The 13,437-nt window shown below is 30.0% G+C and carries 14 protein-coding genes; 11 read left to right on the forward strand and 3 right to left on the reverse strand.

Features of this window, described 5'->3' with window-relative positions; genetic code table 11:
- The first annotated feature begins 249 nt into the window (after positions 1-249).
- The 7 genes from KQI41_RS00575 to KQI41_RS00605 all read left to right on the forward strand — a co-directional run bounded on the left by KQI41_RS00575 (position 250) and on the right by KQI41_RS00605 (position 7,724).
- Complete coding sequence (locus tag KQI41_RS00575) at positions 250-1,017, forward strand: type IV toxin-antitoxin system AbiEi family antitoxin domain-containing protein (RefSeq protein ID WP_154439587.1); 768 nt, start codon at positions 250-252, stop codon at positions 1,015-1,017.
- The gene (locus tag KQI41_RS00580) at positions 1,010-1,951 is read left to right on the forward strand and encodes a nucleotidyl transferase AbiEii/AbiGii toxin family protein (protein WP_154439586.1); all 942 of its coding nucleotides are present in this window, start codon (positions 1,010-1,012) and stop codon (positions 1,949-1,951) included. The genes KQI41_RS00575 and KQI41_RS00580 overlap by 8 nt, the downstream gene beginning before the upstream one ends.
- Before the next feature lie 207 nt (positions 1,952-2,158).
- Positions 2,159-3,697, forward strand: a complete 1,539-nt coding sequence (locus tag KQI41_RS00585; protein WP_216584583.1) for a stalk domain-containing protein — start codon at positions 2,159-2,161, stop codon at positions 3,695-3,697.
- A 66-nt stretch (positions 3,698-3,763) separates the two neighbouring features.
- A complete protein-coding gene (locus KQI41_RS00590) occupies positions 3,764-4,837 on the forward strand; it encodes a hypothetical protein (protein WP_154439585.1) in 1,074 nt (357 codons plus the stop codon).
- A gap of 56 nt (positions 4,838-4,893) precedes the next feature.
- Positions 4,894-6,336, forward strand: coding sequence for a leucine-rich repeat protein (locus KQI41_RS00595; protein ID WP_154439584.1), 1,443 nt, complete (start codon positions 4,894-4,896; stop codon positions 6,334-6,336).
- A 372-nt stretch (positions 6,337-6,708) separates the two neighbouring features.
- Entirely contained in the window at positions 6,709-6,876 is a 168-nt protein-coding gene (locus tag KQI41_RS00600) for a hypothetical protein (protein ID WP_154439583.1), read from the forward strand.
- Between the two features lie 254 nt (positions 6,877-7,130).
- Positions 7,131-7,724 (forward strand): PBECR4 domain-containing protein, encoded by a 594-nt coding sequence (locus tag KQI41_RS00605; protein ID WP_154439582.1) that lies wholly within the window; start codon positions 7,131-7,133, stop codon positions 7,722-7,724.
- 5 nt (positions 7,725-7,729) lie between these two features.
- Here KQI41_RS00605 and KQI41_RS00610 read toward each other — a convergent pair whose 3' ends face one another.
- A complete protein-coding gene (locus KQI41_RS00610; protein WP_342366204.1) occupies positions 7,730-8,593 on the reverse strand; it encodes an IS3 family transposase in 864 nt (287 codons plus the stop codon).
- Between the two features lie 10 nt (positions 8,594-8,603).
- Positions 8,604-8,897 (reverse strand): transposase, encoded by a 294-nt coding sequence (locus KQI41_RS00615; protein WP_154439581.1) that lies wholly within the window; start codon positions 8,895-8,897, stop codon positions 8,604-8,606.
- 108 nt (positions 8,898-9,005) lie between these two features.
- Between KQI41_RS00615 and KQI41_RS00620 the strand changes: the two genes are divergently transcribed.
- The gene (locus tag KQI41_RS00620) at positions 9,006-9,566 is read left to right on the forward strand and encodes a SagB/ThcOx family dehydrogenase (RefSeq protein WP_154439580.1); all 561 of its coding nucleotides are present in this window, start codon (positions 9,006-9,008) and stop codon (positions 9,564-9,566) included.
- Between the two features lie 148 nt (positions 9,567-9,714).
- Here KQI41_RS00620 and KQI41_RS00625 read toward each other — a convergent pair whose 3' ends face one another.
- Entirely contained in the window at positions 9,715-10,608 is an 894-nt protein-coding gene (locus KQI41_RS00625; RefSeq protein WP_154439579.1) for a helix-turn-helix transcriptional regulator, read from the reverse strand.
- A 146-nt stretch (positions 10,609-10,754) separates the two neighbouring features.
- Here KQI41_RS00625 and KQI41_RS00630 point away from each other — a divergent pair, with 146 nt between their 5' ends.
- From KQI41_RS00630 to KQI41_RS19020, 3 genes are all read left to right on the forward strand, one after another.
- The gene (locus KQI41_RS00630) at positions 10,755-12,101 is read left to right on the forward strand and encodes an MATE family efflux transporter (RefSeq protein WP_154439578.1); all 1,347 of its coding nucleotides are present in this window, start codon (positions 10,755-10,757) and stop codon (positions 12,099-12,101) included.
- Positions 12,102-12,378: 277 nt separating this feature from the next.
- Positions 12,379-13,107: a TraX family protein gene (locus tag KQI41_RS00635; protein ID WP_216584585.1), complete on the forward strand. Its 729-nt coding sequence runs from the start codon at positions 12,379-12,381 to the stop codon at positions 13,105-13,107.
- A 19-nt stretch (positions 13,108-13,126) separates the two neighbouring features.
- Entirely contained in the window at positions 13,127-13,261 is a 135-nt protein-coding gene (locus tag KQI41_RS19020) for a hypothetical protein (protein ID WP_268233511.1), read from the forward strand.
- Positions 13,262-13,437: the final 176 nt, after the last annotated feature.

Genomic DNA, 13,437 nt, shown 5'->3' on the forward strand with positions numbered 1-13,437 from the left:
TTTGTATCTTGGGAGCAATACTTATTCTAAGTTGAAAAATAAGTTAGTGTAAATATATATCCTTTGTGCTCTGCTTATTTCTACCTAAATTTGAGAACAGTTTTCTTGCTATACCCAAAAAGGGACATAACTATATAATAAAAAACCTTATTATATAGTTATAAGTTTTAATTTCAGTATATTATTCTTGTATATTCTAGAATAACATGCTAAAATTAAAAAAGGAAATAATTTAAAAGAGGTGAAACTATGAATTTATATATTCAATTAGCTAAATATCCCACTTTTACAATTGAGGAAGTCAAAGAATTTACTTTAAATGTAAAAACAGCATATTTTTTGTTAGATGGGTTGATAAAGAAGGGTTTGGTTAAAAAGGTAAAGAATAATATTTATTCGGTGGTAAATCCAGCTACAGGGCAGATATACGCTAATAGGTATCAGATTGCCTGTGCAATAACAGATACTGCATATATATCTCATCATAGTGCCTTTGAATACTATGGTTTAGCAAATCAGGTATTTTATGAAGTATATGTTTCATCTGAGGTAAGATTTACTAATTTTGAATATGGTGGTATCACATATAAGTATGTAGCCTCTAGGATGGATGAAGGAATAGAAGAAGTAAGAAACACAAGGGGTATTAGAATAACAAGTTTAGAAAGAACTTTAATAGATAGTATAAATGATTTTAATAAAATAGGTGGTTTTGAAGAACTTCTTAATTGTATAGAAGGGATCCATTATCTTGATGAGGAAAAATTAAAAAAATACCTAGATATATATAATAAACAAGTTCTATACCAAAGGACAGGATATATCCTTAAATACTTCCAAAATAGACTAAACCTTTCAGTAAATTTTATAGAATACTGTAAAAGTAGAATAGGTAAAAGTATGAGATATTTAATAAATGATTCAAAAGAAGAAAACCTTTTTGATAAGGAATGGAATTTAATGATACCAGATGGAATATTTGAAATAGGAGACCAAGGAGGTAATATACTTGTTTAATTATGATGGTATTTATTTAGGTAAAAAGGCAGAGGAACTTGGTTTTGTTAGAGATACATTTGAAAAGGTAACAAGGCTTGCGGATGTTTTGGAATATCTAAACACTAATCCACTACTAAAAGATAGTCTTGCTTTAAAAGGTGGCACAGCCATTAATCTAACCATATTTAACCTACCCAGGCTTTCAGTAGATATAGATTTAGATTACCTAATTACTAATAGTAGAGAAGAAATGTTAGAAAATAGAAATATAATAAATTCTACTATTGATAGATTTATGGTATCTCAAGGTTATCAAATGAATCCTAGAACTAAAAATCCCCATAGCTTAGATTCATGGATATATGACTATACTGGTGTTAGTGGAAATAAGGATAATATTAAAATTGAAATAAATTACTCTCTTAGATCTCACATCTTTGAACCAGAAGAAAGGCCAATTATAACTGAGCATTTTTCAACTATGTATAAGGTTAAGTCATTAACTTCTTTAGAAATATTCGGGAGTAAAATCAATGCATTATTAAGTAGGGCTGCAGCTAGAGATTTATATGATGCTCGAAATATGATTTATTATGGTCTATTTGATGAAACAGAGGAAGACTTATTAAGAAAGTGTGTTGTTTTTTATTCAGCTATATCATCTAAAGAGATAAATAAGAACTTTGATGTAAGGGCTATAGATTCAATTAGTCAAAGAAAAATAAAAACAGATTTATATCCAGTAATTAAGAATAAGGAAAAGTTTGATTTAGAAGTTACAAAGAATATAGTTAAAGATTATATTACAGGATTAATGAAGATAACAAGTCATGAAAAAGAGTTTTTGAATAAGTTTGAAAATGGAGAATACATACCTGAACTATTATTTGAAGATAAAGAGATAATTAATAGAATTAAAAATCACCCAATGGCTCTATGGAAAATAAGATAAAGACACATTTCTTAATATATAAAAAATACCCCTGGTAGATAACTATTAAAACATCTTTTAATAAGGTTAAATTGAAATGATATGGAAAGGTATTCCATTAGATGTTAATATATAAATATTACTATCTTATAATTATATTAACAATATATATAATTAGGGGAATATAGAACCCCTATTTATATAAATATAAAATAAAGGAAGGATACTATGAACAAAAGAGGATTATTAGCTATATTGGTATTTTGTATGATTTTAGGAATTGTCCCCGTCTTTTCACTACCTGTACAAGCTGAAAAGACCATGACTTGGCAGGATGCATATTTTGAATTACTGGACAACCCAAGTATGCAACATGAGGTAATTGATTCACTACTTACTATAAAAGATCCCCTATTTGCCATAAGAGATATTGATAATAATGGTATACCAGAACTGATTATAAGGTGGGATCCAGTAGATTTACCAGGTATATATGAAATCTTCACATATTCAAATGGGGTAAAAAAAATAGGTAGCATTGGAATGCGTACAGGTACGTTGTTTATATCTGATAAGTTAGATTTACCAGGCTTACTTACCTATACATATGCTTATAATGGAAATGAAACTTTTGAGTACACTACAATCAAAAATAAAGAATTAGTTTCAGAAACCATCTGGTCATCTGCTAGGAAAGATTCAACAGACGGTGGTTATAGTGGAGAGATAGTGGTAATTAAAAATAATGAGAGACTTATGGCTGAGCTTAATAGAGGAATAGAACTTATGGAATATCCATTTACGCCTATTAATATGTATGATAAAATTTACAGCTATGGTAGAGCTCAAGAAACTAATCCACACCCTTATGCAATAGCTTTGAGGGATTATCTTAAGGAAGTGAATGATAAGGATGATAACAATGGGTATCCTCCTACAGCCTATCTAGCAGATATTAATAGGGATGGAATAATGGAAATGCTTGTAAATGGGACAAGGCTTTTTTATCTTCAGGATGGAAAACTAAAGACATATGACATAGAAGCAGACTTTGGTGATGCTGATTATACTATGGAATTTAGCCAAAACAATTATTTAGTAGCTCAACCTACTGTAGGAGATGCTGAAGCAACAACTGTTTTAATATTAAAAGATGGAAAGATTGTTAAAGAGCCTGAGTTTGTTGGCATGTATTTCCTTGGATATACTAGCTTTATGCATGGGGATAAAGAAATTTCTGAATTAGAATATGAAAAATTGAAGGAATTCTATGGTGTTACTGAGGTCTACAGTAATCGAAAGAATCAAATCGATGAAATTCTTGCAATGACAAATACAATAAAAGCTATGACAACATCCTCCAAAGTTAAAGTAAATGGTATTTTAAAAGAATTTGAATCCTACAATATCAATGGTAATAATTATTTTAAATTAAGGGATTTAGCACAAGTTGTAAATAAAACTTCCAAGAATTTTGAAGTAGAATGGGACGGAGCTAAGAATGCAATAAGGCTTATATCAAACAAAGCTTATACTCCTGTAGGGGGAGAATTAGCCAAGGGTGATGGAAAGACTAAGTCGGCACAGGTAACTACTTCAGCCATTTACAAGGATGGAAAAGAGATTTCACTAACTGCCTATAATATAGGTGGAAGTAACTTCTTTAAACTAAGGGATATAGCTAAAGCCTTTGATATAGGAGTAACATGGGATGGACCAACCAATACTGTAGGTATAGACACAGGTAAGAGATATGTAGCTGAATGATACAAATAAAAGTAGAAAGGTTTTGTAAAAATCTTTCTACTGATTTTAAAATAAGGAGGTTTTTTTATGAATAAAATAGAATTGAAAATTATATATGACTATGTTTGCCTAGGTAGAACCTTGCAAGAAATAGCAGATACTAGATATGATTACCAATATGCAACTAGATCTGCAGTAACAAAACTTATCAATGGCAATGGGTTTAATACTGCACCTATAGAGGGTCAGGGTTGGAGTGGTGAGTCCAGGGGAGCTTATCCTAAAATGTCTTTTGAAACATTTTGCAAGATTATGCAAAGTTATCGTGGACAAAATATTGATGATTTTAGGATTCATGAGACTAAGATTAATTCTAGGCTACAACAAAAGACAATAAAACAAAATTCCAAGCAAACAATTACAAAGGATCTTGAGTTTCAATCAGAACCGTCTATACAGCCACGTAACCTATATAACTTAAAACCTGAAGAAATGTACCCCCATGAACTTGAAAAAATGAAAGGAGATGGGATGACATATAGTTATGAGCTTGGATTTTGGGGTGAAACGACTTTTGATCCTATTTTTCATGAATGGGACACTAAGCAACTTAGTCCTGATTTATGTAAGAACATGGAAGAATCAGGGTATAGATTTAATTCTTTGTTAGGTTGGTATAATATACAAAATTATATTAATTTAAACACAGCACAAATACCAAAATCCAAACGAGACATTTCACTTTTAAAGAAGGTTATTGTAGAGTTTGATAATCACCCTAATGATATAAACACTGTTGCTACAATTTATGATCTAACGTTAGCAACTTCTAAACAAAACCTTACAGGATTGGTAATTAATAATGTTGATAAGCAAAAAATGACTTTCAGGGTGGTTTTATTTTCGGAGGATATATCACCAACAATTTCATTTTATGCCAATGTAAAGGAAGAACGTAAAGTACTAACGTTTATGAAACCAAAATTAAAAGAATATCTTATTACTTATCCAAACTTTACACTTTCTTATGATGACATAACAAATGTAAATAGTGTTTATTTAATTCCGCGTGGTTACCGTATAAGCAAAATATCACCATTTGATGGGCCAGTACCAGAGCATTCGGGCATCTTATGTGAGTTGTTATGTGAGCGTTTATAACATCAATTTACTATGTAGTTCGTCATTAAAAAATACTTTTTTGGAGGCTAATTGTTATGAAGAAGAAAGTTTTATCTGTTATACTGCTGTTATTTATGCTATTGGGACTCGTGTCAACATTTTCAATACCTGTGCAAGCAGAAGGTTTATTTAATATTAAGAATGGTGTTTTAGTCAGATACGATGGCGACTTTGGTAGCGACTTCCCAGAAAATGTTGTTATACCAGATGGTGTAACTGAAATTGGAGATCATGCTTTTTTTGACCATGATAAGATAAAATCGGTATTTATCCCTGACAGTGTAGTAAAAATAGACGATAATGCTTTCTGGGGATGCTCTGGATTAGATTCAATTACAATCCCGGGAAGTGTTAAAGTTATTGGCAAAGATAGTTTGGGTTGGGATAGAGCTGGAAGTTTTCATACCCCACATGACGGATTTATAATATATGGCACTATTGGTTCAGCCGCTGAGCAATATGCAGCTAATACTACTGATGCCGATGGTAACCGTTTTATTAAGTTTGTTCCCATAGCGGCAGCAGCAACAGCTGACCCTCATCCCTACTCAACTGCCTTGAGTGAGTATTTCAAAGGTGCAGCAGGCTACAAGGCAGCTTACCTGGTTGACATAAATGGTGATGGCACAAAGGAAGTGATTGCACATAAAGATGACCTAAATGGGGGAGGGCAATCTTATCGTTTATTTTATTTTCACAATGGAAAGCTTTGTACTTATGACAAATCATATGTACAAGGTAGTCTGTTTGTTTCACCAAACAACTATTTGATAGATTACAGCCACGGCCTGTATACACACTATCATATTTTATCTATTAGCAATGGAAAGGTTATAGAATTAACTCATATCATAGCCGACTATGATGACTATGGAAAAGACGATGAAAATCCTACTTATTCTCAGGATGATAAGATAATTTCTAAATCAACTTATGATGGATTGATCACAAAATATGGGGTATCTGACAAAAATCTTTTTATCCCTGGATCAATTAGCAAATCCAATCGACCAAATCAAATCAATGAAATTCTTGCAATGACAAATACAGTAAAAGCTATGGCCACAGTTTCTAAAGTGAAAGTAAATGGAGTTTTAAGAGAACTTGAATCCTACAATATAGATGGCAATAATTATTTTAAATTAAGAGATTTAGCTCAGGTTGTAAATAAAACTGCCAAAAATTTCGAGGTGGAATGGGATGGAGCTAAGAATGCAATAAAGCTCATATCAAACAAAGTTTATACTCCTATAGGAGGAGAATTAGCCAAGGGTGATGGAAAGTCTAAATCAGCACAGGTGACTACATCAGCCATTTACAAGGATGGAAAAGAGATTTCACTAACTGCCTATAATATAGGTGGAAGTAACTTCTTTAAACTAAGGGATATAGCTAAAGCCTTTGATATAGGAGTAACATGGGATGGACCAACCAATACTGTAGGTATAGACACAGGTAAGAGATATCTAGCTGAGTAAACTATATGATGCTTTTCATAAGTAAAAAAGGCACAAGGTAAATATTTTTTATATTATAAAAAAAGTCTTGGCAACAAATTTTTTTATCAATAAATACTAACCAAATCGGAAAGGTTATAGCATAAAATGAAAAGGTCTATAATTATAAAATATGCTTGGTTAATATTTGCCTGTATATTTTTATTAACAGCTTGTAAGAATCTTTCAAGCAATAATTCAGATAAATAAACTAGTACCCAATCCCATAATTATCCACCTAAGGTATAGGAACAAAACCCTGATTCAGACTTTGATTACACATGTGACTCTGACTTACAATGAGTGAAGGTTTTTTATAATGGTGACTAAACAAGGGTTTGGTTTCCAGCAACAATGAACAGAGACCCTGTTGTATCTGTTAGAATAAAAACAGAAAACCCATTTGCAAAGTCTGAGGATAAATATAATCCTGAGATTATAGAAGAAGTATATATTCCAGAGGGTATAAGGGTTTTAAGTGCAGGTGATAACCCTAAAAATTTGACTTTTAGCCAAAATTGATATATTATTAAATTGTAGTAAAGAATATTGATATACAAAAGTTAACTTTTGTATATACTAATAGAGAATAGGCAACAGAGTGTGTCTATTAAGCGTAGAAACAGGATGTTGTTCCAAGTCGCAGTGTCCTGTGGAGCTTCCGAGGGGTTTAAATGAAAACCACAACTTGGATAGGATTTAAATATCTGAAAGAAAACATTTAATGGCACTATGGATTATCCGTAGTGCCATTTCTATGTTATGGGGTGAATAAATTGAGTCTAAAGAGTGCAGCATTATCTTTTAAAAATTTGTTAGATATAGAGTATAAAATAGTTGTTGGAAGAAAAGGAATTACAACAGAGTTAATTATAGAATTTAAAAAAGAAAATTTTTTTCATCTTGTAGGATTACAGAAGTTAAATGATATTAACTATCCCTCAGAGAATAAAGAAAAAGTATTTGATTTAATAATAGAAAATCAAATAACAGAAAGCTTTATTTCTAAAAGTAGTAAATATGAAGTTACAAACATAGAGCGGATAACCCCTTTTGTTAAAATAGAAGAAATAATGGATAGTAATAATTTAGTATTTAAATTTAATAGAAGTCAAAGTAATTGGACAAGTGTAGAATGTAAATTTATTTTGGAGAATATAGATAGTGGAGGATCTATTTATATTTTTATAGATGGAAATTATGAATTAAAAGAAAAGATGTTTTGTAGATCTTTTTTTCTTAAAACACAAAAAGATTTTACAAATGGAAATACAAAAATGGTACTACTATATAAAGAAAAAATTAATAAGAAAACTGGTGAATGGTCTTCTGTCAAGAAAACGGACAATAAAAACTTAATATATTCTTGAATCGATTAACCAACATGTTTATCCTCAAAATCATAAGGCGAAGACATATCACAATGGCTGTGAATTCTCTTAGTATTATAGAATGTTTCAATATATTCAAAAATGAGTTCATGAGCATGACTAATATGCCTTATGACGAATCTGTTTAGCCATTCTCTCTTTATTAGAGCATGAAATGACTCAATGACAGCATTATCCCAAGGGGTTCCCTTTTGTGAATAGCTTCGTATGAATTTCCCTGCTGGTGTTACCTCAATATATGCCTTTGACACATATTGTACACCCCTATCACTATGAATAATTATAGGAGCATCTATTTTCCTGCATGATTTTGCTTTATTGATGGCTTTTAGCACTCCTTCTGTTGATAGAGTATCTGAAAGGTGCCAACCTATTACTTTTCGTGAGAATAGATCTATAACTGTTGTTAGATAGACAAATCCGCTTACTGTCCATATATAGGTAATATCTGTTACCCATACCGTATTTGGTGCATTAGGTGAAAAATTTCTATCTAGAATATTTCTAAGCTTACTATCAAAATCTGGATCTATTGTCGTTCTTTTATACGGACTTACCCAAATTGCTTTGATTCCGAGTTCACGCATGTAGTTTCCTACTGTTTTTTCAGCAATAACATGACCCCTGCTTTGAAGTATGGATGTGATTTTAGGGGCACCATATATTTGCTTGGATTCATTGTAAATCTCTGTAATTTCTTGCTTAACTTGTTGTTTTCTAATCTTCTGATTTGAATCTTCTCTTTTTAAATAATCATAATATCCAGAAGATGAAACGCCTAGTATTTTAAGCACACTGTTAACTGAAATTCGGCGTTCTTTAGATAGGTTTTTTACTTCTTTATATATATTCCTTCAGTTAATCTTTGTTCAGTATGCCTATGGCCTTTTTTAGTATTTCAAGTGCATCCTCTTTGTCTCTAAGTTCTTTTTTTAGTTTTGCAATTTCTTTTTCTGCGTCTGATGAGTAATTACCAGAGCCTCTATGATTTACTACTCCATCATTCATTTTGGAGTTTTGAATCCAGTTATTAAGACCTGTAGCACTAATTTTTAGATCTTCTGCTACTGCTTTGATTGATTTCCCAGATGAATAATAATAATTAACTGCATCTTGTTTAAATTCTTTAGTGTAATGTTTTTTTGTTCCCATAAATAACCTCTCCTTATCTGTTATAATTATTATACCAGATTCAAGGATATATCATATTTATGTTCTCCGTTTTTTATTCTATCATCAGATCAAATAAATTCAATACAAGTGAGAAGAACAAAAAGAGAGTTTTCAAAACAACCTATAAGTTTAATGGACTTTACAAAAGTTTTATTTTACTCCAGCTTTGTTACAGGACGATTAGATGAATTTATGTTCTATCCAAAAGCAAACTTAACACCTTATGCAAGTTCTGGTGCAATTGACTCTATGTACTTATTTGTAACAGTTTTAAATGTAGAGGAACTGGAAGCTGGAATATACTTATATAATAATCTAGACAATAGCTTATATATAATAAAAGATAATTTTTCTAAAGAAGAATATAATTTTATTACTGCAAATGAACATTTTTGTTATGGATCTTCATTTAATATATATATAGTAGGAGATATGAGTATAAAAGGAATGAAATATCAAGATAGAGCATATAGATTTTTAAATATTGAGGCAGGACATCTTGCACAGAATATATGCTTGATATGTGAAGGTCTTGGAATAGGAGTTATTTCATCAGGAGGTTTTTATGATGATATATTTTTAGAATACATAAATATTGATATTGGTGAAAAATACTTATTGTATGAATTAATACTTGGGATGATTTAGTATGAGAGACTAATAATTTATTTCAGACTATGATATTTACTAAGATAGATTATAATTAGTTGAGAAAGAGGGAAGGAGTATTTTGTTAATTGGTAAAGGATTATTTAAAAAGAAAATTATAATCTCTATTGAAAAATAGATAGGGCTTTTAATTAAATTGTTTTCGATATTCAGTAGGAGTACAATTAGTAAATCGTTTAAATATCTTTGTAAAATAACTTGCATCATTAAATCCCACTAAACACATAATTTCGGTTATGGATTTAGTGGTATTTTGTATAAGGCTCAAGGCTTCTACTATTCTATATTGCATAAGATACTCAAAAGGTGACATTTTCAAATATTTTTTAAAACATCGACAACATTCTGATTTACTAATATGAACAGAATCAGATATATCTTTGAGACTAATATTATTTGAAAAGTTATTATGAATATATTCAAGGATAATTTTGATTCTTTCTTCTTCATGTTTATGAAGCTTAGATGATAAATTTAAATTTGGAACTAAATTATAAGCTAAAATTAGCCATAAACTACATAGATTATTTTTTATGGAAAGTTCATATCCGAAATCACGATTCTTATGGAAATCATAAATCTCAAATAATTTTATAATTATATCCTTATTCCACTTAATGGTATTATCTAAAAGTAGAAAATCAAGACTACTATTATTTACAATAGGATATATATATTTCCTATCTATAAGGGATAAATTGTGTCCACCTATTAATGTGTGATTAAATACTATATTGACTACTACACAGTCTGGAGTAATCGGCTTCATTTGATGAAGACTATTTGAATTAATAAATAAACCATTTCCTTCCGATAGCTGAAAGGATTCATCTAAGAAGAAAAATTCAACAACGCCTTTTTGTACAATGGCAAACTGAATTTCCTTATGCCAATGCCAACGAATAAAATTCATATCATATTTATATAAATCGTCATAAAAGACTTCTAAGGGAAATTCAAGAGTGCCATATTCCATTTTTGATTGTAAATTACTATTAACATTGAAAGTATTTAAATACATATTAAAGACCTCGCTAATATAGTTTTAGTTTATGACAATATACTTATGGATTGTAACTAGTTTATCATAATATAATTATAGATATAAGATATAATTGAGAAAATCCATATAATAAATTGAAAAGGTATTAGAAGGAGGAGAATCAATTGAAACAACTTGAACAAAGTTTAACTGAAGGGAGTATTTATAAATCGCTTATAAGTTTTTCGATTCCCTTTATAATAGCAAATATTCTACAGGCTTTATATGGAACAGCAGATTTATTAATTGTAGGTCTATTTACAGATACTGCTGGACTATCATCTGTAGCCATTGGTACACAAGTTATGCAAATTGTAAATGGATTAATAATTGGACTCACTATGGCAGGGACTATTTTAGTTGGACAGTATTATGGAGCAAAGAGAAATAATGATGTATCTGAAACCATAGGAAGTTTACTATCCTCAGGTGCAATTGTATCATTGTTTATAACTGTTTTGATGTTTATACTGACAAAACCTTTACTTAATATTTTGAAAACACCACCAGAGGCTTATGCAGATACTGTTAAATATGTAATGATATGTTCTTCTGGAGTTATATTTATATTTGGATATAATGCCATAAGCTCTATTCTGCGAGGGTTAGGAGATTCTAAAAGACCAGTATATTTTATTGCCATAGCTTGTGTAACTAATATAGTTTTAGATTTAATTTTAGTGGGAGTATTTGATATGAGAGCAGCAGGAGCTGCCCTAGCTACTATATTATCACAAGGGATTAGTATGGTTTTGGCAATAATATATTTAGCCAAAAGAAACTTTATATTTGAATTTAAATTGGGAAACTTTAAAATAAAAAAGGACAAGATGTCAATGCTACTAAAAGTTGGAGCACCTTTATCTTTACAAGAAGTATTGCTTTGGGCTTCTTTCTTGGTTATAGCTGGTATTGCCAATAGTATGGGGCTAGCAGAGTCAGCAGCAGTAGGTGTAGTGGCTAAATTTGAAGTATTTTCAATGCTTCCACCTATGTCCATATCCTATGCCTTAGCAGCACTAACTGCTCAAAACATAGGGGCTAATAAACCAGAAAGGGCTATGAAAGCCTTAAAGATAAGTATATTAATATCTTTTATATGCTCCTTATTTTTTTTCGTATGGGCTCAAGCACACCCTCAATCTATAATGGGAATATTTAAAGCTGATGCAGATGTAGTAAATGCAGGAGGTAAATATTTAAAAACATTTAGTATAGATTTTATCTTAGTTGCCATTAAATTTAATTTAAATGGATATTTAAATGGAAGTGGAAGAACTAATTTTACCATGATAAATGGGATAGTATCATCTATAGCAGTTAGAATACCAGTAGCATTTTTGATGACCATAGTACTTCAAAAAGGTTTAATAGGATTAGGTTTAACTGGACCAGTAGCATCTATAACCTCTATTTTAGTATCTATTGTATATATAAAAATGAATAGTTCAAAGGAAGTTAATTTAATATAAAACGTTTTTATAATCTATAATAGTTAATTCTTGCAGTGTCATTGCAAAAAAATGTTTAATTGAGAGTAGCTCTATTTTCTTTCTTGGTATAATAACCTTTTGCAATTAAGAAATCTACAACATTATTTAGGGAAAAACTTCAGCTTAATAATTTACATTTCCTAATTGGCAATAAATATGATAGGATAACAGAAGAAAAGTAATTTCTTTCAAATTATGTTATTTGCTAGGATATATTATAATTAGTTGAGAAAGGATGTGCTATTTTATGGAGGTAATGACTCAACGTAGGGGATTAAATGGATTTCAGATTAAGCTTATTATGGCTTTTTTGATGGTGTTGAATCATTTGGAATTTGGATATAATTTTGTTTCCGATGACTTAGCACATGTTTTTTTAATTATTTCAAGATGTGTAGCTCCTATGTTTGCATATTTAGCTATTGAGGGAATTATATATACTAGGAATTTAAAAAGATATTGTTTGCGATTAGTTATGTGGACGATTTTGGTATTAGCAGGTAATAAGCTTTTAACATACTTACTTATAAATTTCAGCTCAACAATAGTTGAATCCAATTATATATATCTAAAAATTAGAACCTTTATATGTCCCACTATTGTAGCTGGAGTATTATGTATTTCATTCATCATATGGAGTAAAGATAGCAAAGGTATTGTACGGTCTTTATTTTTAATGATGTCAGCAATATGCTTTATTATAGGTTTCTGGTCAGAATGGGGTGTTGTATTATTACCATTTATGTTAATTACATATTTTTTACACAATAAGAAAGGGGAAAGATTTTTAGGGTATATAGCTGTGGAAATTATAGCAATACTTCTAAGAAGTGAAATATACTATTTCTTTGTTTTTCCTTTTATAGCATTATATAATGGAGAAAGAGGATTGAATAATAAATTCGGCAAATATTTTTTCTATGTTTTCTATCCATTACATTTATGGATTATTGCATTTATAAATTTTATAATACTGTCTAGATAATATTATAAGGAGTGCTTATATGTTAAAGAAGTATGGAAGAAAAGACGCAGCGTCAATTGGAATTATAGGAATACCTAATGTGGAAATCATTGAAATGTTAGAGAAGGAGTTAGGAAAACCCATAAAGAAAATTGTAATTGCTACTGAAGAATAGAAATACTGAAATTTGATTTACTTAAAAATACACTCAAAAAGTTAAATTTATTCTTAACTTTTTAAGTGTGTTTTTTAAATTATAATTAGATTGAAGAAATATACTTTAATATGGAAATATTGAAAGTAGTAGAACTATTGTATATAATTATACTAGAATAGTTCATATGAATAGGA

Origin of the sequence: Tissierella pigra (assembly GCF_018917845.1) — a bacterium.
Classification (GTDB): domain Bacteria; phylum Bacillota; class Clostridia; order Tissierellales; family Tissierellaceae; genus Tissierella; species Tissierella pigra.

Coding starts and splice junctions, on each gene's coding strand:
- KQI41_RS00600 (WP_154439583.1), top strand. CDS start 6,709: ATGAACAGAGACCCTGTTGTATCTGTTAGAATAAAAACAGAAAACCCA.
- KQI41_RS00595 (WP_154439584.1), top strand. CDS start 4,894: ATGAAGAAGAAAGTTTTATCTGTTATACTGCTGTTATTTATGCTATTG.
- KQI41_RS00635 (WP_216584585.1), top strand. CDS start 12,379: ATGACTCAACGTAGGGGATTAAATGGATTTCAGATTAAGCTTATTATG.
- KQI41_RS00585 (WP_216584583.1), top strand. CDS start 2,159: ATGAACAAAAGAGGATTATTAGCTATATTGGTATTTTGTATGATTTTA.
- KQI41_RS00575 (WP_154439587.1), top strand. CDS start 250: ATGAATTTATATATTCAATTAGCTAAATATCCCACTTTTACAATTGAG.
- KQI41_RS19020 (WP_268233511.1), top strand. CDS start 13,127: ATGTTAAAGAAGTATGGAAGAAAAGACGCAGCGTCAATTGGAATTATA.
- KQI41_RS00625 (WP_154439579.1), bottom strand. CDS start 10,608: ATGTATTTAAATACTTTCAATGTTAATAGTAATTTACAATCAAAAATG.
- KQI41_RS00615 (WP_154439581.1), bottom strand. CDS start 8,897: ATGGGAACAAAAAAACATTACACTAAAGAATTTAAACAAGATGCAGTT.
- KQI41_RS00590 (WP_154439585.1), top strand. CDS start 3,764: ATGAATAAAATAGAATTGAAAATTATATATGACTATGTTTGCCTAGGT.